General features: G+C 51.6%; 22 protein-coding genes. 9 read left to right on the top strand and 13 right to left on the bottom strand.

Features of this window, described 5'->3' with window-relative positions; genetic code table 11:
* Positions 1–5: 5 nt before the first annotated feature.
* From ICA20_RS08680 to ICA20_RS08690, 3 genes are all read right to left on the bottom strand, one after another.
* Positions 6–1094, bottom strand: coding sequence for a sugar kinase (locus ICA20_RS08680; protein WP_038642009.1), 1089 nt, complete (start codon positions 1092–1094; stop codon positions 6–8).
* Positions 1095–1096: 2 nt separating this feature from the next.
* On the bottom strand, positions 1097–1954 hold the full coding sequence (gene nfo, locus ICA20_RS08685) for a deoxyribonuclease IV (protein WP_038642007.1): 858 nt from the start codon (positions 1952–1954) through the stop codon (positions 1097–1099).
* Positions 1955–2026: 72 nt separating this feature from the next.
* Complete coding sequence (locus ICA20_RS08690; RefSeq protein WP_038642005.1) at positions 2027–3076, bottom strand: YeiH family protein; 1050 nt, start codon at positions 3074–3076, stop codon at positions 2027–2029.
* A gap of 244 nt (positions 3077–3320) precedes the next feature.
* Between ICA20_RS08690 and yieE the strand changes: the two genes are divergently transcribed.
* Positions 3321–4202, top strand: coding sequence for a DNA-binding transcriptional regulator YeiE (gene yieE / locus ICA20_RS08695; RefSeq protein WP_038642003.1), 882 nt, complete (start codon positions 3321–3323; stop codon positions 4200–4202).
* Positions 4203–4397: 195 nt separating this feature from the next.
* The gene (lysP, locus tag ICA20_RS08700; RefSeq protein ID WP_038642000.1) at positions 4398–5867 is read left to right on the top strand and encodes a lysine-specific permease; all 1470 of its coding nucleotides are present in this window, start codon (positions 4398–4400) and stop codon (positions 5865–5867) included.
* A gap of 862 nt (positions 5868–6729) precedes the next feature.
* Here the strand turns inward: lysP and ICA20_RS08705 are convergent.
* Complete coding sequence (locus ICA20_RS08705; RefSeq protein ID WP_038641998.1) at positions 6730–8715, bottom strand: ligand-gated channel protein; 1986 nt, start codon at positions 8713–8715, stop codon at positions 6730–6732.
* A gap of 278 nt (positions 8716–8993) precedes the next feature.
* Entirely contained in the window at positions 8994–9830 is an 837-nt protein-coding gene (gene fghA, locus ICA20_RS08710) for an S-formylglutathione hydrolase (protein WP_038641997.1), read from the bottom strand.
* 321 nt (positions 9831–10151) lie between these two features.
* Here fghA and folE point away from each other — a divergent pair, with 321 nt between their 5' ends.
* The 6 genes from folE to mglC all read left to right on the top strand — a co-directional run bounded on the left by folE (position 10152) and on the right by mglC (position 17070).
* Positions 10152–10820 carry a GTP cyclohydrolase I FolE gene (gene folE / locus ICA20_RS08715; RefSeq protein ID WP_003027410.1) on the top strand — a complete coding sequence of 223 codons (669 nt, stop codon included), beginning with the start codon at positions 10152–10154 and terminating at the stop codon, positions 10818–10820.
* A gap of 14 nt (positions 10821–10834) precedes the next feature.
* Positions 10835–11992, top strand: coding sequence for a DUF418 domain-containing protein YeiB (gene yeiB, locus ICA20_RS08720; protein WP_038641994.1), 1158 nt, complete (start codon positions 10835–10837; stop codon positions 11990–11992).
* A gap of 144 nt (positions 11993–12136) precedes the next feature.
* Positions 12137–13162, top strand: a complete 1026-nt coding sequence (galS, locus tag ICA20_RS08725; RefSeq protein ID WP_038641992.1) for an HTH-type transcriptional regulator GalS — start codon at positions 12137–12139, stop codon at positions 13160–13162.
* Positions 13163–13454: 292 nt separating this feature from the next.
* Positions 13455–14453, top strand: a complete 999-nt coding sequence (mglB, locus tag ICA20_RS08730; protein WP_006683804.1) for a galactose/glucose ABC transporter substrate-binding protein MglB — start codon at positions 13455–13457, stop codon at positions 14451–14453.
* Between the two features lie 70 nt (positions 14454–14523).
* On the top strand, positions 14524–16044 hold the full coding sequence (gene mglA, locus ICA20_RS08735) for a galactose/methyl galactoside ABC transporter ATP-binding protein MglA (protein WP_005129207.1): 1521 nt from the start codon (positions 14524–14526) through the stop codon (positions 16042–16044).
* 15 nt (positions 16045–16059) lie between these two features.
* Positions 16060–17070 carry a galactose/methyl galactoside ABC transporter permease MglC gene (mglC, locus tag ICA20_RS08740; protein WP_006683806.1) on the top strand — a complete coding sequence of 337 codons (1011 nt, stop codon included), beginning with the start codon at positions 16060–16062 and terminating at the stop codon, positions 17068–17070.
* A gap of 57 nt (positions 17071–17127) precedes the next feature.
* Here mglC and preA read toward each other — a convergent pair whose 3' ends face one another.
* The 8 genes from preA to ICA20_RS08780 form a co-directional block, all read right to left on the bottom strand.
* Complete coding sequence (gene preA, locus ICA20_RS08745; protein ID WP_038641987.1) at positions 17128–18363, bottom strand: NAD-dependent dihydropyrimidine dehydrogenase subunit PreA; 1236 nt, start codon at positions 18361–18363, stop codon at positions 17128–17130.
* Entirely contained in the window at positions 18357–19598 is a 1242-nt protein-coding gene (locus ICA20_RS08750) for an NAD(P)-dependent oxidoreductase (protein ID WP_038641985.1), read from the bottom strand. Before ICA20_RS08750 ends, preA begins: the two co-directional genes overlap by 7 nt.
* 233 nt (positions 19599–19831) lie before the next feature.
* On the bottom strand, positions 19832–20071 hold the full coding sequence (locus ICA20_RS08755) for a DUF2542 family protein (RefSeq protein ID WP_038641982.1): 240 nt from the start codon (positions 20069–20071) through the stop codon (positions 19832–19834).
* Between the two features lie 2 nt (positions 20072–20073).
* The gene (sanA, locus tag ICA20_RS08760; RefSeq protein WP_038641981.1) at positions 20074–20793 is read right to left on the bottom strand and encodes an outer membrane permeability protein SanA; all 720 of its coding nucleotides are present in this window, start codon (positions 20791–20793) and stop codon (positions 20074–20076) included.
* Positions 20794–20928: 135 nt separating this feature from the next.
* Positions 20929–21813 (bottom strand): cytidine deaminase, encoded by an 885-nt coding sequence (gene cdd / locus ICA20_RS08765; protein WP_038641979.1) that lies wholly within the window; start codon positions 21811–21813, stop codon positions 20929–20931.
* 148 nt (positions 21814–21961) lie between these two features.
* Positions 21962–22657 carry a CidB/LrgB family autolysis modulator gene (locus tag ICA20_RS08770; RefSeq protein ID WP_038641977.1) on the bottom strand — a complete coding sequence of 232 codons (696 nt, stop codon included), beginning with the start codon at positions 22655–22657 and terminating at the stop codon, positions 21962–21964.
* The gene (locus ICA20_RS08775) at positions 22654–23052 is read right to left on the bottom strand and encodes a CidA/LrgA family protein (RefSeq protein WP_038641975.1); all 399 of its coding nucleotides are present in this window, start codon (positions 23050–23052) and stop codon (positions 22654–22656) included. The genes ICA20_RS08770 and ICA20_RS08775 overlap by 4 nt, the downstream gene beginning before the upstream one ends.
* 122 nt (positions 23053–23174) lie before the next feature.
* Entirely contained in the window at positions 23175–24083 is a 909-nt protein-coding gene (locus tag ICA20_RS08780; RefSeq protein ID WP_042307328.1) for a LysR substrate-binding domain-containing protein, read from the bottom strand.
* Between the two features lie 126 nt (positions 24084–24209).
* On the opposite strand from ICA20_RS08780, the gene ICA20_RS08785 reads away from it, so the two are divergent.
* Entirely contained in the window at positions 24210–25568 is a 1359-nt protein-coding gene (locus ICA20_RS08785; protein WP_038641973.1) for an aromatic acid/H+ symport family MFS transporter, read from the top strand.

The following is a 25568-nucleotide window of genomic DNA, read 5'->3' on the forward strand; positions in this document are numbered from 1 at the left end:
TACATTTAAGCTGTTTGCAGCAAATATAAGGCGTTATCTGCCGAAAGGGTTGGGTTGTTAATGCTGACGCTGGCTCGCGATAATGCCGCGCAGGCCATGGCAAAGTGAGCGCTTTCACGGAACTCGCTACCTTCCAGAAAGCTGTACAGCAATCCGGCCATAAAAGCGTCATCGGCGCCAAAACTGTCTATGATCGTATGATTGGGAGGCGTCAGTAAAAATTGTTCTCCGTCCTTTTCGCTGCAAAAAACAGATTCATCTTCCAGACAGACAAAGATCCGTTTTACCCCTTGCTGATGCAGACTATTGACGGCCAGTACGCGATCGGCATCTGAATGGATAGGTTGGCCCCACAAAATCGCCAGCTCTTTCTGCGTTGGTTTTAGCGTATGAATACGCGTAAACCATGTCTTCATTTTTGCCGCTTTGAACTCTGAAACGGTGTCAATGAATACCGGAATATCATCAGCAATAGTAAAGACCCACTCAATGGCTTCGGCGGTCAGATTGCAATCTGCCAGTACGACACCGGAATGGCGGATCAAATCTCGCGATCCGTTCAGCAACTGCGGCGTTAATTGCTGCAGGATATGGGTATCGTTAATTGCCAGTACGGTTTCTTCCTGCTGATTAGCGATCGACAGGTAGGTTGAGGTGTTATGCCCATGCAGGCGTATGCAACTTGCAACGTTAACACCGGCCTGACGCGTTTGTTCCAGCAATGTTTCCCCATAGAAATCACTGCCAACAGCGGAAATTAAGTGAACGTCACGGCCCAGCAGCGCCAGGTTGTGGGCGATGTTGCGTCCTACGCCGCCTGCCGAGCAGTGAATGCTGCCAGGATTAGAGGCTGCCTGAGGATAATGGATGTCTGCAACACCACGAATATCCATGTTGATTGCTCCGACAACCACACAATAATCCTGTTCGGTAAGGATATAACCTTTACCTTTGATCATGCCTTTACGCATCAAATCCATAATATGCGCAGCGACGCGAGAACGGCTGATTTGCAGAATATCGGCGATTTCATTTTGCTGAATCAACGGATTGCGACGCAGGATCTTAAGGATCTGCTTTTCCCTGTCGTTCATGATTACGCCACCGCTTGTTCTGTTTGCTGGGCTTTCAGCCAGGCAATCTCTTCTGCCCAGATATCCGGATTAATCGTTTCCAGCACCAGCGGAATGCCATCAAAACGACTGTCCTGCATGATCCAGCGAAAAGCGTCGTGGCCAATATTCCCTTCACCTAAGCTGTGGTGGCGGTCGACGCGACTGCCAAACGTGCTCTTGGCGTCGTTCAGGTGCATACCGCGTAGATAGCTGAAACCGACAATACGTTCAAATTCCGCAAACGTCTTTTCGCATTCCTCGACAGAACGCAAATCGTAACCGGCAGCGAAAGCGTGGCAGGTATCAATACAGACGCCAACACGGGATTTATCTTCAACACCATCAATAATGGCGGCAAGGTGCTCAAACTTAAATCCGAGATTGCTGCCCTGTCCGGCGGTATTTTCGATAACTGCCGTAACCCCCTGGGTCTGAGCGAGGGCGATGTTGATAGATTCAGCAATGCGCGCCAGACATTCATCTTCCGGGATCTGCATCAAATGGCTGCCCGGATGAAAGTTGAGCAGCGATAAACCGAGCAGTTCACAGCGCTGCATTTCATCGATAAATGCATCGCGTGATTTTTCCAGCGCATCGCTGACCGGGTGGCCGAGATTAATCAGGTAGCTGTCGTGAGGCAGGATCTGAGCGGAAGTATAGTGATACTTCTCGCAAGCGGATTTGAAATCATCAATGATTTCAGTGGTCAACGCCGCGGCGCGCCACTGACGCTGATTTTTGGTGAACAGGGCGAATGCGGTAGCTTCGATTTCTGCGGCCCGAATAGCGGCGTTAGCCAGACCGCCAGCGGCGCTTACGTGCGCTCCGATGTATTTCATGAATTAAACCCGCCATACTCAAATTCAAAAAAGGAAGAGTATAGCGGGTCAACTAACGTTAGTCGTGATCGTTTATGCCATTAGCGCGTGGATGGCGAAGTTAATCGCACCACCGCCTACAATCAGCCAGACAAACAGCAGTAGCGCCATCAGCAAAGGTTTAGCACCGGCTTTTTTCAGGGCGCTCACGTGAGTGGTTAGCCCCAGTGCGGCCATCGCCATTGCCAGCAGCACGGTATCCAGCGTCACCAGCATACTCACTACCGACTGCGGCAGCAGGTGGAAAGAGTTAAAAATCGCCACCACAATGAACATGATGGCAAACCATGGAATGGTGATTTTGCTCTTTTCCCCACCGGTTGCCGGAGACAGTTGTTTTACTCGTGCGGCCAGCAGGATGAGGAACGGAGCCAGCATCATGACGCGCAGCATTTTGGCAATAACCGCGGCGTTTTCAGCATCCGGGTTAATGGCGTGTCCGGCGGCAACAACCTGCGCAACTTCATGCATGGTGGAGCCAATGTAAATCCCGTAAGTCTCGGGAGTAAACCAGTGCGCTAACAGCGGATACATCGCCGGATACAGGAAGATAGCGATAGTACCGAAGATAACCACCGTGGCGACGGCGACCGTCACCTTACTGGCTTCGGCTTTAACGACAGGCTCTGTTGCCAGTACCGCGGCGGCGCCACAGATGCTGCTGCCCGCGCCAATCAGCCAACTGGTGTGACGGTCCAGACCAAACACTTTCTGCCCAAGGAAGCAGGCAATCATGAAGGTGCTGCTGAGCGTTAATATGTCGATTACGATACCGCTGACGCCGACGTCAGCAATTTGCGCGAAGGTAAGGCGGAAACCGTAGAGGATTATCCCCAGGCGTAATAAATGTTGTTTAGCAAACAGTACGCCGCCATCGCAGCTTTTCCAGATTTGTGGATACACGGTGTTGCCGATAACCATCCCAAACAAGATGGCTAAGGTGAGGGCGCTAAACCCGGCACCTGCGACGGCGGGAATGGATCCCCCCCACAAGGCGGCCCCAGTGATAACTGCACTCAGGGCAAGCCCCGGAATAAAATGCCACGCTGTACGACGATGAGTCTGTAAGGTGAGTTCTGTCATATCCTTCTCCTTTATCTGGGTAAAAGAGTACGGCGATGTGGTTTAAAAATAAAATTGATTATATATTTATAATTAATCTATATAAGTGGTATACCCGTCATACTTCAAGTTGCATGTGCGTTGGCTGCGCTCGTTCACCCCAGTCTCGTACTTAAGTACGCTCCCGGGGATGCTCTCTCTTGCCGCCTTCCTGCAACTCGAATTATTTAGGGTATAAGTAACGGATATCCGGTGGAAAACGACTATGCATATCACCCTGCGACAACTTGAAGTGTTTGCTGAGGTACTGAAAAGCGGCTCGACGACTCAGGCATCTGTCATGCTGGCATTGTCGCAGTCGGCGGTGAGTGCGGCGCTTACCGATCTGGAAGGGCAGCTTGGCGTACAGCTGTTTGACCGCGTTGGCAAGCGGCTGGTGGTCAATGAGCACGGGCGCTTGCTCTACCCGCGCGCGCTGGCGTTACTTGAGCAAACGATAGAAATCGAACAGCTTTTTCGTGAGGATAATGGCGCGATTCGCGTCTATGCCAGCAGCACCATTGGCAATTACATTTTGCCCGCCATGATCGCCCGCTATCGCCAGGATTTTCCCGATTTACCGCTGGAGCTAAGCGTGGGTAACAGCCAGGATGTGATCAACGCTGTTCTGGATTTTCGGGTAGATATTGGGCTGATCGAAGGACCATGTCACAGCACAGAAATTATCTCTGAACCATGGCTGGAGGACGAACTGGTGGTGTTTGCCGCCCCGTCTTCGCCGCTGACAAAAGGTCCCGTGACGCTGAATCAACTGGCTGCTTCGCCGTGGATTTTACGTGAGCGAGGCTCCGGTACGCGTGAACTGGTAGATTATCTGTTGTTATCGCATCTGCCGAGATTTCAGATGGCGATGGAGTTGGGTAACTCCGAGGCCATTAAGCATGCGGTCCGCCATGGGCTCGGTATCAGCTGTTTGTCGCGTCGGGTCATTGCAGAACAGTTACAGGCGGGTACGCTGAGTGAAGTCCCCGTGCCGCTGCCGCGTTTAGTTCGCACGCTCTGGCGCGTTCATCATCGACAAAAGCATCTCTCTAATGCCATTACGCGCTTTTTACATTACAGCGACCAGGTTGCGCAGGGCGAATAAGGCACTCACTGGCGTAATAGCACCTCTATGCATAACGGCGGTTTCGTCTTAACCGCCATGCTCCGCCCATTTTCTGCTTTACTTATAATCCGCGGCCAGTCATGAAGGTCTCTTATAACAGCGCATTTGTGCCGGAAGAAAGCCCTTTCGTCTGCTACAATCGCGCCTCATTTTTTGGATGGATAGCATTTTCACATGGTTTCCGAAACTAAAACCACAGAAGCGCCCACGCTACGTCGTGAACTGAAGGCGCGTCACCTGACGATGATTGCCATCGGAGGCTCCATCGGTACAGGTCTTTTTGTTGCATCTGGTGCAACTATTTCTGCGGCGGGTCCTGGCGGCGCGTTGTTCTCGTATATTCTGATTGGTCTGATGGTGTACTTCCTGATGACCAGTCTCGGTGAACTGGCAGCTTTCATGCCGGTTTCCGGTTCGTTCTCCACCTATGGTCAGAACTATGTAGAAGAAGGCTTCGGCTTCGCGCTGGGCTGGAACTACTGGTACAACTGGGCGGTGACAATTGCCGTTGACCTGGTAGCCGCACAGTTGGTAATGAGCTGGTGGTTCCCGGACACGCCAGGCTGGATCTGGAGTGCGCTGTTCCTCGGCGTTATCTTCCTGCTGAACTACATTTCCGTGCGCGGGTTTGGCGAAGCGGAGTACTGGTTCTCACTGATCAAAGTGACCACCGTGATTATCTTTATCGTGGTTGGCGTAATGATGATCTTCGGTATCTTCAAAGGCGCTCAGCCGGTGGGCTGGAGCAACTGGACGACCGGTGATGCGCCGTTTGCCGGTGGTTTTGCCGCGATGATTGGTGTGGCGATGATTGTCGGCTTCTCCTTCCAGGGAACTGAGCTTATTGGTATCGCGGCAGGTGAATCGGAAGATCCTGAGAAGAATATTCCACGCGCGGTGCGTCAGGTGTTCTGGCGAATCCTGCTGTTCTATGTGTTCGCGATTTTGATTATTAGCCTGATCATTCCGTACACCGATCCAAGCCTGCTGCGTAACGATGTGAAAGACATCAGCGTTAGCCCGTTCACGCTGGTATTCCAGCACGCGGGTCTGCTGTCTGCGGCGGCGGTAATGAACGCGGTTATCCTGACGGCGGTACTGTCTGCGGGTAACTCCGGGATGTATGCCTCAACGCGTATGCTTTACACCCTGGCCTGCGACGGTAAAGCGCCGCGTATCTTCGCCAAACTGTCTCGTGGTGGTGTGCCGCGTAACGCACTGTATGCAACTACGGTGGTGGCGGGGCTGTGCTTCCTGACCTCAATGTTTGGCAACCAGACCGTATACCTGTGGCTGCTGAATACTTCCGGGATGACGGGCTTTATCGCCTGGTTAGGGATTGCTATCAGCCATTATCGTTTCCGTCGTGGTTATGTGCTGCAGGGGCATGATGTGCAGGATCTGCCGTATCGTTCTGGCTTCTTCCCGCTGGGGCCGATCTTTGCCTTTGTGCTGTGCCTGATCATCACTCTGGGTCAGAACTACGAAGCGTTCCTGAAGGACAGTATTGACTGGGGCGGCGTGATGGCAACCTATATCGGTATTCCACTGTTCCTGATTATCTGGTTTGGTTACAAGCTGACGAAAGGCACTCATTTCGTTCGCTACAGCGAAATGAAATTCCCTGGACGCGTGAAGAAGTAATCTTGTACCTGCTGGCACCGTGCTGATCCGACCTACGTAAGATAGTGTAGGTCGGGTAAGCCCTCCATGCTGCCATCCGGCAGACAATAAACCCCCCCCGCCACTCACCATGTTCAGTTAACATCTCAGTTTCAGAAAGCATCAACATGTGTTGGCGGGATAATGAACATGCTCTCTCTGAGAAAGGGTTCCGTTCACCTCATGTTCATCGCTTCTCTGTACACTGAACGCCAGTGAACGTGTTAAGGGTGCTATCGCCGCACCCTTAACAATCCCGGCTCCCGGCAGGAAAATTGTTGCTGCGCAATACCCTCCGCTTATTCCTTCAGGCTACCGGGCCGGGCGCGAGGTAGCGTCCTTGCAAAGCGCGCCCTGAGCCAGCATCCATGCTGGCTCTCCCGGCCTTACGGAAACACGTCGGCAATTTTCAGCCGGACCAGCCCACACTTCACCATCTGCGTTTTTTGGTCTGAACAGCAAAACACATTTAACTGGAAGTCAGAGCGTTGAAGCGATGACTCCGGTCCGGCTGAAAATCGATGAGTCGTTGACGGCTGACCGGGTCTGCCCGCAGGGATGCGGGCAGAGGGGATGGCCTGCAGGGACGCAGGCTCGGCCCCGACCCGACAGGCAGACGGCATAAGACGAATGAATCGCGCAGCGACGATTTTCCCGCCGGGAGCCTGGGATGCAAGGGAGGCGGCGGTGAGCCTCCCTTGCACGTTCACGGGTATCTGTGATTCAGAGAAGTGATACCGCTGAGGTGAACGGAACCCCGTAGCGGAATAAAATGTTCTCCATACATGCTTAACTAACAGGCATTAGGCATTCACCTTGCCGGGGTTTTTTTATTGCGCCAGACTTAGAAGCTGTAAGTCAGGCCAACCGTGTAACGACGGCCATCAAGAACGGTGTCGTAGGTGTCATAATCGATTTGCTTATCCAGCACGTTATACACGCCGGCGGTCATCAGCAGATCCTTGGTAGCATAGTAGCGTAAACCAACATCGACCTGCGTATACGATGGCGTACCCTGTGCCATGGAGGTACGGCTCAGGTACTCAGACGTTTTCCCGCGCAGATTCAGACGACTCCAGAAACCGAGATCCTGCGTTGCCTGCCAGTCCATGGTGGTGTTAAACATATGCTTTGGCATTTTGTTTAATGGCTGACCGGAGAACTGACCGCTTTTCTGCTCAGATTCCGTATAGGTGTAGTTCGCCGTCCAGTTGACGTCGGAGGTGATTTTCCAGCCGAAGGTGGATTCTACGCCGCGCATATTGGCTTTATCGACGTTCACACGATCGCTGACGAAATCATAATGGGTGCCACCGATGGTGCAGGCCGGGTCGGAACTACTGTTACAGCGACGCACTTCGGTAATTTTGTTTTTGAAGTCGGTATTGAACAGCGTCACGCCCGCGTTGAGGTCGTTGCCGTTATCCCACAGTAACCCGATCTCTTCGCTCAGGCTTTTCTCTGGCTTCAGATCCGGGTTGCCGACAATGATCCCGTTCAGACGACCGCCGCCGGTGACCTGTCCCCAACTGGCAGAAGACTGACGCAGATCCGGTGCGCGATAGCCCGCAGATACGCCACCTTTCAAGGTCCATTGATCGCTCAGATGCCAGACGCCGTAACCGCGTGGTGTCCAGTTGTCGCCGTAGTTTTCATCTTTATCCATACGCAGACCGCCGGTCAGCGCGAAGGTATCGGTAATAGCCCATTCATCTTCAGCAAACAGCGCCCAGCTCCAGCGGGTCAGTTTGTTCAGCCCATCGGCAGCTTGCAACTGATTGCCGTTATCGCGCAGTTTCTCATAACGGTACTGTCCACCCACTGTCAGGGTGTGCGCCCCGAGGAAAATCTGGTTCTGATTGTTAAAGATGGTGTTGTAGGACTTCATCTGGCGACCAGGGTTGTCGGTCTCTTCCTGCTGGATATAGCTGGTGGAGTTGAAGTCGTCGTAATAGCCGCTATGGGTGAGTGAATATGTGGTGTGCACATACTTGCTTTCGCTTTTACTGTTGGGCTTACAGCTTCCGTTGCGGCAGATTTCTTCAGCCCTGGATTTGCCCGGCGTACTGTCACGATCCTGCAGTTCACGTGCGTAATCGAAGTCGATGTCGTTTTTATCATCCGGCGTGAAGTTCAGGGTTAAACCCCCGTTACGCATACGCTGTTCATTGTAGCCATTGAGGATTTCATCTTCGGCACGATGAGAGAATAATCCGGTCACCTTCGCACCGAGTAACCCGTCAATCAGCGGCCCGGACGCATAGGCATTCGTCTGGTAAATATCACCGGAATCCCTGTCTTCCTGGAAAGTGGCATCGCCATGTAAGGAGCCGGTCCAGGCTTTGGTATTCGACACTTTTTTGGTGATGACGTTGATAACGCCACCCATCGCATCAGAGCCGTAAAGCGATGACATTGGTCCACGGATAACTTCGATGCGCTCGATGGATTCCAGCGGCGGTAACCAGCCTTGTTCAATCCCTGAGTTATCGCTGTTAGGTCGTGTGCTGCGTGTGCTGATGCGTTTGCCGTTGACCAGGAACAACGTGTATTGCGAAGCCATACCGCGAATACTGATATCGCTGCTGCTGCCGCCACCGGTGACGACGACGCCTGGGACATCTTTTAGCGCATCGGTGACATCGCGATAGGCTTTGTCTTCAATTTGCTGCTTGGTAATAACAGATATCGACGCGGGGGCGTCCTGAATTTTCTGCTCGAAGCCGGTAGCGGTGACGACGACGGTGTCCTGTTCAGCGGCATGGCCGAGTGATGGGAGACTGGCGACGCATACTGCGGCAGCTACAGCCTTAACGTGAGGTATAGTCATTTGTATCATTCCATTTAAATGAATCAAACTGCGCGTCATGTGAAAGGCCATGACAATTGTATGTATTTGTCTTTTAAGGACTCTTTTCAGTAAAGAAGCGAATGGATTGTACAAAAGTATGAATTTTTGTAAACACAAATGATAATCGAAATCATTTGTGTTTGATGTGGTTTAAGGGGAAATTATTATTAAATCAATAAGATAAGTGAAAAAGAAAAATGGAGAAAAAGTGAAGGGATGATGGCGAAATGAAGAGGGCTTTCGCCCTCACTCAGGCGTTACTTCAGTAAATATTGCGCATGGAAGCGCAGGTGATCCTCAATAAACGACGCAATAAAGTAATAGCTGTGATCGTAACCCGGCTGGATGCGTAACGTCATCGGCCATGCGGTCTGACGTGCCGTTTCGGCCAGTACCGCGGGCTGCAACTGATCGGCAAGAAACTGATCGTTGTCCCCTTGATCGATAAGCGTCGGAATCGCATCTTCGGGCCTGCTGGTCAACATTAACGCGCAGCTATCCCATTCGGCCCACAGCGATTTATCTTCACCCAGATAAGCGCTAAAAGCCTTCTCGCCCCACGGAACGCGGCAAGGGTTAACGATGGGGGCAAAAGCGGAGATGCTGGTGTATTTCCCCGGATTTTTCAGCGCCATAATCAACGCCCCGTGACCACCCATGGAATGTCCGCTGATGGCGCAACGATCGCTGACGTTAAACTGCGACTGGATCAGTGCCGGAAGCTCATCACGCAGATAGTCATACATGCGAAAATGGCTTGCCCACGGTTGCTGGGTGGCATTGAGGTAAAACCCAGCCCCCTGGCCTAAATCGTAGCCATCATCGTTGGCTACTTGATCGCCGCGTGGACTGGTATCCGGCATCACCAGCACAATACCCAGCTCAGCCGCCACACGTTGCGCACCCGCTTTGGTGGTGAAGTTTTCGTCATTGCAGGTCAGGCCCGACAACCAGTACAGCACCGGAGGCGGGGTATTCTCACGAGGCGGGGGAAGAAAGATGCTGAAAGTCATAGCGCAATTTAACGTGGCGGAGTCGTGACGCCAGCGTTGCTGCCAGCCTTCAAAACAGCGGTGCTCTTCAAGCATTTCCATGCGTGGCTCCTTGTTGTGTTGAACCTGAATATGTTTGCGAATTCATCATAATACAGATTATTCATTGCACTGTGAGTAACTTTCACTTCCGCATTGGGCAAACATACTTCATCATCTATATAACTTTACATTAACACTCAACATCGCCGGGCTGAACGCTACGTGAATTTGATACGCTGAAAGGCTGTGCCAATTTCAATAATTATCGCGGTGAATACTGGATTATGTGCGCCGCCTCACGCACAATGTTCTGGCTGTGACACAGCCTAAAAACTTTGCCCCATGCAGGGCAGAGGCGCCACACCTGCAGGAGAAAAAGAAATGTCATCACTCAGTAAAGAAGCGGCTTTGGTTCATGAAGCGCTGGTCGCGCGTGGTCTCGAAACACCACTACGCCCGCCCGTGCAGGAGATGGATAACGAAACGCGCAAACGTCTTATCTCAGGCCATATGACCGAGATTATGCAATTGCTCAATCTCGATTTGAGCGATGACAGTTTGATGGAAACTCCGCATCGCATTGCGAAAATGTATGTCGATGAGATTTTCTCCGGTCTCGATTACGCCAACTTCCCGAAAATCACCGTCATTGAAAACAAAATGAAGGTGGACGAGATGGTTACGGTCCGCGATATCACGCTGACCAGCACCTGCGAGCATCACTTTGTCACTATCGATGGTAAAGCGACGGTGGCGTATATCCCGAAAGATTCAGTCATTGGCCTGTCGAAGATCAACCGCATTGTGCAGTTCTTCGCGCAGCGTCCGCAGGTGCAGGAACGTCTGACCCAGCAAATTCTCACCGCGCTGCAAACGCTGCTTGGGACGAATAATGTTGCGGTGTCGATTGATGCGGTGCATTACTGCGTGAAAGCGCGCGGTATTCGCGATGCGACCAGCGCGACCACCACCACTTCTCTGGGCGGATTGTTTAAGTCCAGCCAGAACACGCGTCAGGAATTCCTGCGCGCAGTACGTCATCACAACTGATTAGGGCAGGGGCCATGGAGCGTAATGTCACGCTGGATTTTATTCGTGGCGTCGCCATTCTTGGCATCCTGCTTCTCAATATTAACGCCTTTGGCCTGCCAAAGGCGGCATATCTCAATCCCGCCTGGTATGGCAATATCACCTTATCCGACGCCTGGAGCTGGGCGGTGCTTGATCTCTTCGCACAGGTCAAGTTTCTCACGCTGTTTGCATTGCTGTTTGGGGCAGGGCTGCAAATGCTGCTCCCGCGCGGCAAACGCTGGATCCAGTCGCGGCTTACGCTACTGGTGCTGTTGGGTTTTATTCACGGTTTACTCTTCTGGGACGGCGATATCCTGTTGGCGTATGGCTTAATTGGTCTGATTTGCTGGCGGTTGATTCGCGATGCCCCTTCGGTAAAAAGCCTGTTTAACACCGGCGTCCTGCTTTATCTGGTGGGGATTGGCGTACTGTTGCTGCTGGGCGTTATCTCCGGCGGGGAAACCAGTCGGGCCTGGACGCCGGATGCCTCAGCTTTGCTATATGAAAAATACTGGAAAGTGAATGGCGGTCTGGAAGCGGTCAGCAATCGCGTGGATATGATGTCCAATAGCTTGCTGGCACTGGGCGCGCAGTACGGCTGGCAACTGGCTGGGATGATGCTGCTTGGCGCAGCATTAATGCGCAGCGGCTGGCTGAAAGGGCAGTACAGTTTGCAGCATTATCGACGTACCGGCGTACTGTTGGTCATTATTGGCATGGCGATTAACCTGCCTGCTATTATCATTCAGTGGCATTTGGAGTGGGCCTACCGCTGGTGTGCTTTCCTGTTACAAGCTCCGCGCGAGCTGGGCGCGCCGTTGCAGACTATCGGCTACGCCGCCCTGATGTTTGGCTTCTGGCCACAGCTGAGCCGCTTAAAGTGGGTGATTGCCATCGCCTGCGTGGGACGTATGGCGTTAACTAACTATCTGTTGCAAACCTTAATTTGCACCACGCTGTTTTATCAATTCGGCTTGTTTATGAAATTCGATCGGCTGGAGCTGCTCTGTTTCGTCATTCCTGTCTGGGCCGTTAATCTTCTGTTCTCCGTCATTTGGCTGCGTTTTTACCGGCAGGGCCCGGTAGAGTGGCTGTGGCGTCAATTAACCCTGCGTGCTTCAGGGACATCATTACCACGTACATCCAGATAACGATCTGGATCACATTCATTAACAAAATGGATGTAAGCGCTTTCATTCCTGTGACATCACTCACGCAGTCCGTTTCATTGTGCTGACAAAATACCCAGCCTGGGGTGTCTGTGGCTAACCGCAATCTAAAACAGGGCAGTGAATATGGTAACCATCCGTGATGTGGCACGACAGTCTGGCGTATCTGTAGCGACCGTTTCCCGCGTACTGAACAACAGTGCGCTGGTGAGTCCCGACACGCGTGAAGCGGTGATGAAAGCAGTCACTCAGTTAGGCTATCGACCTAACGCCAATGCGCAGGCGCTGGCGACACAGGTAAGTGACACCATTGGTGTGGTGGTGATGGATGTGTCAGATGCATTTTTTGGCGCGCTGGTTAAAGCTGTCGATATGGTTGCCCAGCAGCATCAGAAATATGTCCTGATTGGCAATAGCTATCATGAGGCTGAAAAAGAACGCCATGCTATCGAGGTTTTGATTCGCCAACGCTGTAACGCTCTGATTGTTCACTCTAAAGCGCTCAGCGATCGGGAACTGGCAGAGTTTATGGATCAGATCCCTGGCATGGTGCTGATCAATCGCCTTGTTCCGGGTTACGCCCACCGTTGCGTCTGCCTGGATAATATCAGCGGCGCCAAAATGGCGACCCGCATGCTGCTGAATAATGGTCATCAACGCATTGGTTACCTGGCATCAAGCCACCGTATTGAAGATGATGCGATGCGCAAAGAAGGGTGGTTATCGGCCCTGAAAGAACAAGGAATTGATGCGGCGGAAAGCTGGATCGGTACCGGTTCGCCCGATATGCAGGGCGGAGAGTCTGCCATGGTGGAGCTGCTGGGGCGCAATTTGCAACTGACGGCGGTCTTCGCCTACAACGACAACATGGCAGCGGGCGCACTGACCGCGTTAAAAGACAACGGCATCGCCATCCCATTACATCTTTCTATCATTGGCTTTGATGATATTCCCATTGCGCGTTACACCGATCCGCAACTGACAACCGTACGCTATCCCATCGCCTCAATGGCAAAAATGGCGACGGAGCTTGCGCTGCAAGGCGCGGCGGGCACGTTAGATCCTGCGGCGTCGCATTGCTTTATGCCGACACTGGTGCGTCGTCATTCTGTGGCATTGCGGCAGAATGCGGCACCGATCACTAACTCATAAAGTCGAACTATGTAACCGCTTTCAATATGTGAGTAAATTCACAGTATATTAACAATGCGATAGCTATGATGACACTGTTTGTTGCGCTGTAACTACTATGTAACGGTGAATAATCACTTTCATCGAGGTATTGGTGCCTTAAACAAAAATTAAAGCCAGTTTTTGGAGCGTTGCCAGGCACGGAAGAATTATTTTTAAAAGTGAGCTTCGGCGTTCAGTAACACTTTAGTAACGTTCTGCCTGCCGAGCATTTATCTCAAGTACTACCCTGCATAATAAAACCGGAGATACCATGAATAAGAAGGTGTTGACCCTGTCTGCTGTAATGGCAAGCATGTTATTCGGCGCGGCTGCGCACGCTGCTGATACCCGCATTGGTGTGACGATTTATAAGTACGACGATAACTTTATGTCTGTGGTACGTAAGGCTATTGAAAAGGATGCCAAAGCGGCGCCTGACGTACAGTTGCTGATGAATGACTCGCAGAACGACCAGTCCAAACAAAACGACCAGATCGACGTATTGCTGGCAAAAGGCGTTAAAGCACTGGCGATTAACCTGGTTGACCCGGCAGCTGCAGGCACGGTAATTGAAAAAGCACGCGGTCAGAACGTGCCGATCGTGTTCTTCAACAAAGAACCTTCTCGTAAAGCGCTGGACAGCTATGACAAAGCGTATTACGTCGGTACTGACTCTAAAGAGTCTGGCATTATTCAGGGTGACTTGATTGCTAAACACTGGGCTGCTAACCCGAACTGGGATCTGAATAAAGACGGTAAAATCCAGTTTGTTCTGCTGAAAGGCGAACCGGGACACCCGGATGCTGAAGCGCGTACCACTTACGTGATCAAAGAGCTGAACGACAAGGGCATTAAAACTGAGCAACTGCAGTTAGATACCGCGATGTGGGATACCGCTCAGGCGAAAGATAAGATGGATGCGTGGATGTCCGGTCCGAACGCTAACAAAATTGAAGTGGTTATCGCCAACAACGATGCGATGGCGATGGGCGCAGTTGAAGCACTGAAAGCGCACAACAAAACCAGCGTACCGGTGTTTGGCGTGGATGCGCTGCCTGAAGCGCTGGCCCTGGTGAAATCCGGCGCCATGGCCGGTACCGTGCTGAACGATGCCAACAACCAGGCGAAAGCGACCTTCGATTTGGCGAAAAACCTGGCTGATGGCAAAGGCGCAGCAGACGGCACTAACTGGAAAATTGACAACAAAATTGTTCGCGTTCCGTACGTTGGTGTCGATAAAGATAATCTGGCTGAGTTCACTAATAAATAAATCTCCGTCTATGGGCGCAATGTCATTGCGCCCTTAATAACGCGCTTTGCAAGGCCAACAAGGTATATTTATGGTCAGCACACATACTCAGTCGTCAGGCGAATACTTGTTGGAAATGACCGGCATTAACAAGTCTTTCCCCGGCGTTAAGGCTCTTGATAACGTTAATTTAAAGGTCCGCCCGCATTCAATTCACGCCTTAATGGGCGAGAACGGCGCGGGGAAATCCACATTATTGAAATGTCTTTTCGGCATCTATCAAAAAGATTCCGGTAGTATTTTATTTCAGGGTAAAGAAATCGATTTTCATTCGGCGAAAGAAGCGCTTGAAAATGGTATTTCGATGGTCCACCAGGAATTAAACCTGGTATTACAACGTTCCGTGATGGATAACATGTGGTTGGGGCGCTATCCCACCAAAGGTATGTTTGTCGATCAGGAAAAAATGTACCGTGATACCAAAGCGATATTTGATGAGCTGGATATTGATATCGATCCGCGGGCGCGCGTCGGTACATTATCCGTTTCACAAATGCAGATGATCGAAATTGCCAAAGCCTTCTCCTACGATGCCAAAATCGTCATCATGGATGAGCCGACGTCATCGTTAACCGAGAAAGAAGTTAATCATCTGTTCACCATTATTCGTAAGCTGAAAGAGCGTGGATGCGGTATCGTTTATATTTCTCACAAAATGGAAGAAATTTTCCAGCTGTGTGATGAAATTACCGTGCTGCGCGACGGGCAGTGGATCGCAACCCAGCCGCTGGAAGGGCTGGATATGGACAAGATCATCGCCATGATGGTTGGACGTTCGCTGAACCAACGTTTTCCCGATAAAGAAAACAAGCCTGGTGAAGTGATACTGCAAGTGCGTAACCTGACCTCATTGCGTCAGCCGTCGATTCGTGATGTCTCGTTTGATTTGCACAAAGGGGAAATCCTCGGGATTGCCGGTCTGGTAGGCGCAAAACGCACTGATATCGTTGAAACGCTTTTTGGTATTCGTGAGAAATCATCGGGTACGATTACGTTACACGGCAAAAAAATTAATAACCACAGCGCCAATGAAGCCATCAACCATGGCTTTGCACTGGTCACGGAAGAGCGCCGCTCAACCGGTATTTATGCGTATCTGGACATTGGTTTTAACTCGTTAATCTCCAATATCCAAAACTATAAAAATAAAGTCGGTCTGCTGGATAATTCCCGCATGAAGAGCGATACCCAGTGGGTGATTGACTCTATGAGGGTGAAAACGCCGGGCCATCGTACGCAAATCGGTTCACTTTCCGGAGGGAATCAGCAAAAGGTGGTTATTGGCCGTTGGCTATTAACGCAGCCAGAAATCCTGATGCTGGATGAACCAACACGTGGTATCGATGTCGGCGCAAAATTTGAAATTTATCAGTTGATAGCCGAACTCGCGAAAAAAGATAAGGGGATTATTATTATTTCCTCTGAAATGCCGGAGCTGCTGGGTATTACCGATCGTATTCTGGTGATGAGCAATGGTCTCGTTGCCGGAATTGTTGACACTAAAACGACAACGCAAAACGAAATCCTCCGTCTTGCGTCTTTGCACCTTTAAGATTAGGGGCTCCTCATGAGTGCGTTAAATAAGAAAAGTTTTCTTACTTATCTGAAAGAAGGCGGAATATACGTTGTTCTTTTGGTTTTGCTGGCAATTATTATTTTCCAGGATCCCACTTTCTTAAGTTTACTCAACCTGAGTAATATTCTGACGCAATCCTCAGTGCGTATTATTATCGCATTGGGTGTTGCCGGACTGATTGTAACGCAAGGGACAGACCTGTCGGCAGGGCGTCAGGTTGGTCTGGCGGCAGTGGTGGCGGCAACCTTACTGCAATCGATGGATAACGCCAACAAGGTATTCCCGGAAATGGCGACGATGCCGATCATCGTGGTGGTACTGATTGTTTGCGTCATCGGCGCGATTATCGGTCTGGTGAACGGTATCATCATCGCGTATCTGAACGTGACGCCGTTTATTACCACCTTGGGTACGATGATCATCGTCTACGGGATCAACTCCCTGTACTATGATTTTGTCGGCGCATCGCCAATTTCTGGCTTTGACAGCGGATTCTCTACCTTTGCGCAGGGCTTTATCGCGCTGGGCAGTTTCCGACTCTCTTATATCACCTTCTATGCGCTGATTGCCGTGGCCTTTGTGTGGGTGCTGTGGAACAAGACCCGCTTCGGTAAAAACATTTTTGCTATCGGCGGTAACCCAGAGGCGGCGAAAGTGTCTGGCGTGAACGTCGCGCTGAACCTGCTGATTATCTATGCGTTGTCTGGTGTGTTCTATGCCTTCGGTGGTTTGCTGGAAGCGGGACGTATCGGCTCGGCGACCAACAACCTCGGTTTTATGTATGAGCTGGATGCGATTGCGGCGTGCGTGGTTGGCGGCGTCTCGTTTAGCGGTGGGGTAGGAACCGTCTTCGGCGTGGTGACCGGTGTGATTATCTTTACCGTCATCAACTACGGGCTGACTTACATCGGCGTTAACCCATACTGGCAGTACATTATTAAGGGCGGCATCATCATCTTCGCGGTGGCGCTGGACTCCCTGAAGTACGCGCGTAAGAAGTAACGATAAAACGCCAAAAGGCCGGTGCAGCGCAATCTGCATCGGCCTTTTTTGTCCGCGTTATAATGTTAGCGCGTGCTCTTTCTCTCCGGGTTTAAATTTTACTTCACCCAGGTCGATACAGGCGACCGGGCAAACGTGGCCGCACAGCAAGCATCCCACACATTTTTCCGTGTCGCAGTGTGGGGTTCGGGTTTCCTCATTCCATTCCATCGCCTGATGCCCGCCGTCATAACAGGAAATGTAGCAGCGACCACAGCCCACGCATTTATCGAGATGGATGTTTGGGTAGACGATGTAGCTACGGTCAAGATCTTCAGCTGGGATGATATTGGCATTGGCAAGGCCCACCATCTCCTCCAGTGAGTCAAATCCTTGATCGGCGAGGTAATGTGACAGCCCGCTGGTCATGTCCTCCACAATCCGATAACCATACTGCATTATCCCGGTGGTTACCTGCAGCGTGGCCGCGCCTAACAGTAAAAACTCGGCGGCATCTTCCCAGTTTTCTATACCCCCGATGCCGCTAATCGGGAAATCGCGCAGTTCAGGGTGCATGCGCAGTTGCTGAATAAATCGCAGGGCGATAGGTTTAACGGCCTTGCCGGAGTAGCCGGAAATACTGGATTTACCGTTGACAACCGGCATCCCAATTTTCCGGTTCAGATCGATATTGGTAATGGATTTAACCGTATTGATGGTTGCGATACCGTCGGCGCCACCGCGTTTTGCCGCCAGCGCAACCTCACACATATCACCGATATTCGGTGTCATTTTAGCCAGCATCGGCAGGGAAGAGCCGCGTTTAACTGCCCGACAATATTTTTCGACCAGCTCAGGGCTTTGCCCAACATCGCTACCCATGGCATGTGAGGTCATTTGCGGGCAAGAGAAGTTGCATTCGATCATGTCTGCACCCGCCTCTTCGACCAGTCGTGCCAGCTCCTGCCACTGCTGTTCATTTTCTCCCATGATCGATGCAATCAGCACGTTATCCGGGTAGTCCTGTTTCAGCCGGCGAATAGCGGCCAGATTTTCCTCCAGCGGGTGCTCGGCAATTTGCTCCATATTTTTGAAGCCAACAAAGCCGGTATCTTCTTTGGTCAGATGGTCAAAGCGTGGAGAGACTTCATTCGCAATAAAGAAACCAATGGTTTTAAAGACAATACCGCCCCAGCCGGTGTCATAGGCTTTGGCGCACATGTCATAGCAGTTGCCCACCGGAGAAGAAGAGAGGCAGAACGGGTTGGGGAATTTGACGCCGCAAAAAGTAATAGAAAGATCTTTCGTTAACATGAGCAAGCTCCCTCTAAGTAGTGATGAATGGCCTGAGCGGCTTCTTTTCCGGTTTTCACGGCGTAAACCACCGTTTTATCGCCTTTTACAATATCGCCCGCGGCAAACAAAGCGGGATCGGCGGTTTGATAATTATCCGTATCGATAAGATTGCGCTGTGGCTTTAACGCGGCGAAATTTTCAAGTTGAGCATGTTGACCAACGGCGAGAATAATATGTTCAGCTTCAAGCGTCAGTTCTCCCGGCAGGCGTACGTGTTTAAAAGTAACCCGGTTTCCGCTAACCGCCACAGGCGTGAAACCGTCAATAATCGATACCCCTAACGCTTGTGTGCTGCTGAACTCTTTATCGCTGGCTGGGAAATCGGCCAGTTCTTCACGGGCGACACAGGTAACTGACGGGCAGCCCAGCAGTTTCAGCGTGCTGGCGACATCCATTGCGACATCGCCGCCGCCGATGATCAATGCGCTTTGCGCGACGGTAATATCGCCGCTGGTTTGCCGGGCTCGTTGCAGAAAATCGACGGCAATTTCAACGTGATTGGCCTTCTCGAACAGCGGTAACGTTGAACCGTAAGACATCCCTACGGTAACCAGTACGGCGCGGTATTCTGTTTTGAGTTGCTCAATGGAAAGGGCGGTGCCGACTTCACAATTGCATTTGAGGGTTACGCCCATTTCAACGATACGAGCAATTTCGTTATCTAAAACAGCATGCGGCAGACGAAATTCTGGAATGCCATAGCGTAACCAGCCGCCAGGTTGGGCCTGCTTTTCATAGATAGTGACGTCATAGCCCAGATTGCTCAGCGTTACGCTGGCTTGTAATCCTGCCGGGCCTGCGCCAATGATGGCGATCTTGCCCCGTGTTTTTGTGGCGGGTTGATAAATTTTCATTGCGGTCTGCTGCTCAAAGTCGGTAATAAAGCGTTGCAGACGTGCAATATCAATCGGCTTATCAATGCCTGAGCGTGTACACCCGCGTTGGCATAACTTTTCGGTTGGGCATACCCGGGCGCATACTGCCCCAAGTGCATTATTTTCACGAATAGTTTCGGCTGCACCCTTCAAATTACGAAAATAAATGGAGCGAATAAATTTTCCCGGGTCAGTTTGCGCCGGACAATCCTGGCTACAGGGGGCATCGTGACATAATAAACAGCGAGAAGCCTCTTTTATGGCTAATAATGGCGTAAAAGCAGGCGTGAGCTCATCCAGATAATTTTGTTGTGGCATATTTTCTTCCTTAATGCGTGAGTAAATTAAGGCAAACCGTTAATAACAAAATATAAAAATCGAAAGGCTATTCTTAAGGCTAAGCACTGCAGGAAGAGTATTCTGTGAAAGGATTCACAAATAGAAGAGTGTTGGCGGGAAATGCTGGCGGGCAGCATTAATCCCTTAATTTGAAATGGTAACCGTTATCATAATATTAGCTATTCTCAAACGCTAATATAAAAATAATATCTTTATCGATAGAAAATTAAGTAAATAACCATACCGAAGGATAAACATCCGCATCCGGCATAAACCAACACATAGGACCAAAATTGCAGGGGCTCTTGATGGCGATAAGCGTATACCGGTTCGCGCGTATTCTTCTTAATTTTATCTACGGCCCCGGTGCGCCAGCCTTTCCAGGCCTCACGGAAACAAAACACAGGAATGAGCAGAAAGGCCAACACGACAAAGAGGGTTTGTACATCCATGCTTATTTTCCTTGTTTCTTTTGTAATTCGAGTAATTGTTCAGGCGTAACCGCCGGATACCCCTGCGCATCGTCGGGTACCTGATGCATGGTAGGGATGGGCACCAGTGGGCCTAAAAAACGGGGTTCACGTTTAAAAATATAGAGATCGGCGAGTGCGCCAAAACGCGCGCCGAATTCGCGTACCCGCACGGTAAGCATATCTTTTGGTGAAGGCACCGCATAGCACTGGGCCTGAATGCCCATATGCAGCGCAATAAACAAGGCGCGTTCACAGTGGAATCGCTGAGTAATAATGATGAAATCGTTGGTATCGAATACCTTACGGGTACGCACGATGGAGTCGAGCGTACGGAACCCAGCGTAATCAAGCACAATGTCAGCCGGATCGACCCCTGCGGCAATCAGATCCTTACGCATCGTCATGGGTTCATTATAGCTTTGCTGCGCGTTGTCGCCACTCAGCAACAGATAGTTTACCTTCCCGCTGTTATAGGCGTTCAAGGCGCCCTGAATACGGTAGCGGTAATACTGGTTGATAACGCCGGTTCGATAGTATTTTGCCGTACCCAGGACCACACCGACCTGGCGGTAGGGTAAATCCTGTAATTCGTCGTAGATATAGGGGGCAGTCTTCCAGCTCATCCATCTGTCGAGTCCAAGCACAGTCAACAGCAGCAGGCCTGACAGGACTAACAGGCTGTAAAACACGCGCTTTAACATGCAGAAAACTCGTTATTTGGGTGGAATTTCAATCAGGCTACTGTACCGGAAGACGTAGCGCAAGAAACAGCAGTCTGATTGAGGGGATTTTAGTCACTGTTACCCGGTTAGCGCAGCGCCACCGGGCTTTATGATTTAACTGAGCAGCACGCGCTCAATATTGTTGCAGCCCAGCGCGTGCAGGGTGGCGGAGGTAGCATCCCACTGGATCAACGGCGCATCGGCTTTTTCTGCCAGCACCGCGCGTTGAATGTCCGGATAGTCGTAACCGTTCAGACTCAACAGGTTTAATGCGCCTTGCAGCGGTGGGAGGGTGGGGTTAAAGGCGGCGTTTTCAGCATAGCTGCCACTGAAAATTCGCCCGTCTTTACACTCGAGCGCCACGCCGCTTGGCGATTTGCTGTACGGCATATGGCATCTGTTGGCGGCGGTAATTGCCGCCTGGGTCAGGGCGTCGCCCTGCAGCGCGAAGCCGTGATCCTGGTCGTCCATCAGTAGCGTTTTGATGTCGAGATCTTTTGGCCCGAACGCGTCCGGGAGATAGTCGCGCAGTGCGTGTGGTTCGCGCCCAGGCAGATGAATGCGTAAATCCAACCCGCTGTTCAGTTCGTTCATAAACTGGCGGCAGTGGCCGCAAGGGGTGTAGTTAACGGTGATGGCGGCGAGGCCTTTTTCACCGCGCAGCCAGGCGTGGCTGATGGCGCTTTGCTCGGCATGAACGGTTTGCTGCATTGTTGCGCCCAGGAACTCCATGTTGCCACCGAAGTACCAGGTGCCGCTAATGCCGCGAGAGATCGCGCCCACGTTGAAGTTGGAAAGCGGGGTACGTGCGCAGGCCGCAGCCAGCGGCAGCAGAGCGAATGCCAGCGCGTCTTCGTCCAGTCCCGATTCGCGTTTCAGCAAAGAGACCTGCTCAGCAGTCAGCATGGCGGGGAAATGCGTATCCGCCAGAACAGGGGCCAGGGCTGATTGCAAGTTATCCGCGAGTTGGGCAAAAGCAGTTTGAAAACGTGGATGCATGGCGATGCCTCATAACAATGTAATGGAATCGTAGTTTACGGGCCTGTTACGGCTTTATATGTGATCCAAATCTCATTGTGTGTGCAACTTATGAAACTTAAATGAAAAATGTGCAACGCATCGCAAATAAATAACCAAAAAGTGAAGGTTAGCCGACCACTGCCAGAATAACCGGGAACAGAAACGGGGCGACCAACGAGGTGATAATGCCGCAAATGACCAGCGCCAGAGAGCTAAACGCGCCTTCCTGATAATCCAGTTCTGCGCAACGCGCGGTTCCCAGGGCGTGCGAAGCGGTACCCATTGCCAATCCTCGCGCGGCCTTCGTGCGAATGCGCATAGCATTCAGTAAAGTATGACCAAATACCGCCCCGAGAATGCCGACGAAAATGACGCACACCGCGCTGATGGCCGGAATACCACCAATACTTCCTCCCACCGCCATCGCGATAGGTGTGGTGACCGATTTCGGCATGATTGACGCGGCAATTTCCGGTGAGGCGCCCATCAACAGGGCGATTGTTGTGCCGGTAACCATCGCCACGACACTCCCGGCAAAGCAGATAGCGATTATCGATTTCCAGCGCGCGCGAATTTGGTGCAGCTGTTCGTATAACGGATAGGCCAGCGCGACCACGGCAGGTTGCAATAAATCGTTCAGCACCTCGCTGCCTTTGAAATAGTGATCGTAGGGAATTCCGGTCAGCATCAGAATGGGAATAATCACCACCATCGCGACCAGCAGCGGATTCAGCAGCGGCATTTTAAAGCGTGCTGCCAGCTTACGTGCGCCAAAGAACACCGCGAGAGTCAGGGGCAACGACCACCAGATATATGTCATCATTCTTTCGAACCTTTTTGGCCAACAATTTTGCGTTCACCGTGTACAAGATGCGAGCTCCAGCTCACCACGAGGAAAACAACCAGCGTACTGATGGTGCATGACACCACCACCGGGCCAAATTGTGCGCGGAGCAAATCAAAGTACTGCATGATCCCCACGCCAATCGGGACAAATAACAGGGCCATATAGCGAATCAGGACATAACAGCCGGGATTAACCCATTTTGCCGGTAATACCTGCAATGCCAGTAAGACAAACAGAATCAGCATGCCGATGATGCTGCCCGGAATCGTGATCGGCAGCAGCGAAGCGATAAAAATACCTGCATAGAGGCAGGCATAGATCAGGACGAATGCGCGCAAATATTGCCAGATAATGTTCAGTGATTTGCTCATAATTAAAACCCTTGACGAGACTGATTCATCATACAATTAAACTTCAAAACGTGCTACCGATCACATCATGAATTCTAAGCATAGAGGAAATAGACATCCGGAACATTGCGCACATGACCGCGCTAAACCTGTGCCAGGTAATACAAAAAACGATTCAGGGCGGTGGTGGGCGTTTCATTGTTGCGCCAGAATACGCCTACGCTGCCTTTTTGTTCAATCTTCGGCAGATTCAGGATAGCCAGTTGTCCCTGGGCGGCATAACGCTGCGCCAGACGCAGAGAAAGAATAGAAACCATGTCGCTACTTTGCAGCAGGTTGGTGCTGACGTTTATCGACGCTGATTCAATGGTGTTTTCCGGCAGCATTACGCCATTATCGACCAGCGCGTTGTCAATGCTAATCCGAATGGGGGTGCCTGTCGGCCAGACAATCCAGCGCCAGTTAGCAAGATCGTTCCAGGTGAGCAGGGGATATTTTGCCAGCGGATGATCGGGGCGGGCGACAAAACAGACCGGCTCGGTATAGAGCACCTGGTAATTAAGCGGCAGCTGAAGCGCCCGGCCGCCAACGCGACCGACGACGACATCCACTGAACCCGCCAGCAGATCGTGCAGTAACGGGGTCATCACTTTCTCTTCAATATTGAGATGCAGAGTGGGTAGCTCCGTAAGCAAGCCCAGTATTGCCTGTGAAACGCAGTCGGTCGCCACCGGCGAGCAGCCAATCTTCAGACTTCCCACCAGACCGCCTTGCTTGAAACGGGCAATTTCGTACTGCGAACGCTCCATATCATTGATCAGGCGTTGAGCATGTTGCAGCAACAGCTTGCCGCCTTCAGAGGGGCGTAAGCCTTTGCTATGTCGTTCAAAGAGCGTGATGCCAATCTCATCTTCGAGCTGTGATAACCATTTGGACAAGGCAGGCTGGGTGATATTCATCATTCGGGCGACGTGAGTCAAATTTCCCTGTTCCCCTAGCGCGACCAGCGTTTGCAGGTGGTGCAACTTCAGTTTCTGTGCCCAGTTAGCCATTTGCTATAACCTCCAGGTTATGCCTCTGCATGAAAAGCCATTGTACATTTCATCTCCAAACATACAAAGTCGCAACATACCTAAAACAAAACAGACATCTACTCTACCTGCACTGAGGCATTCACTATGACTCAACAACGTGATCTACAAGCACTAATAGATTCCGCCCCCGTCGGTAAGACGCAGTGGCGCGTGATTATTTGCTGTTTTTTGGTCGTCATGCTCGACGGTTTTGATACCGCGGCGATTGGTTTTATCGCACCCGATATACGCACTCACTGGCAATTGACCGCTGGGGATCTGGCGCCGCTTTTTGGCGCAGGACTGCTGGGGCTAACTGCTGGCGCGTTGCTCTGCGGCCCGCTGTCCGATCGTTTTGGCCGTAAACGGGTGATTGAGCTTTGCGTGGCGCTGTTTGGCGCGCTGAGTCTGATCTCTGCTTTTTCGCCCGATCTGCAAACGCTGGTTATTTTGCGTTTCCTTACCGGGTTAGGTCTGGGCGGCGCGATGCCTAATACCATCACCATGACGTCGGAATACCTGCCTGCCCGTCGGCGTGGCGCATTGGTCACCATGATGTTCTGCGGCTTCACTCTCGGATCGGCTATGGGCGGCATCGTCAGCGCTCAACTGGTGCCGGTTGTTGGTTGGCACGGCATTCTGGTGCTGGGAGGCGTTTTGCCGCTCATGCTGTTTGTCGCCCTGCTGTTTGCGCTACCGGAATCCCCGCGCTGGCAGGTTCGTCGCCAGCTACCGCAAAACGTAATTGCCAGAACTGTCAGCGCTATTACCCGGGAACGTTATGACGATACCCATTTTTATCTCAACGAAGGGTCAGCGATTGCCAAAGGCAGTATCCGCCAGCTGTTCGTCGGGCGACAGTTGCCCATTACCCTGATGTTATGGGTGGTGTTCTTTATGAGCCTGCTGATTATTTATCTGCTCTCCAGTTGGATGCCAACGTTGCTTAACCATCGAGGAATCGACCTGCAACATGCCTCCTGGGTGACTGCGGCCTTCCAGATTGGCGGTACGTTAGGCGCGCTGGCGCTGGGCGTACTGATGGATAAATACAATCCTTTCCGCGTGCTGGCGGTGAGCTATGCGCTGGGGGCGGTATGTATCGTCATGATTGGCCTGAGCGAAAACGGCCTGTGGCTGATGGCGTTGGCGATTTTTGGCACCGGCATCGGGATTAGCGGTTCTCAGGTGGGTCTCAATGCGTTAACCGCCACCCTTTATCCGACGCAAAGCCGGGCGACGGGCGTCAGCTGGTCTAATGCCATTGGCCGCTGCGGCGCGATTGTCGGTTCGCTTTCCGGCGGTGTGATGATGGCGATGAATTTCTCATTCGATAACCTGTTTTTCATTATTGCCGTTCCGGCGGCCATCAGCGCGGTGATGCTTACGCTGCTGACGGTTGTTGTTCGCCAGTCGGCCTCTGTCCCTGACGCCTTGCCACGCGCAGGCATCGTGAATGAATAA

It is taken from the genome of Citrobacter sp. C5_2 (assembly GCF_014596845.2).
Lineage (GTDB): Bacteria > Pseudomonadota > Gammaproteobacteria > Enterobacterales > Enterobacteriaceae > Citrobacter > Citrobacter werkmanii.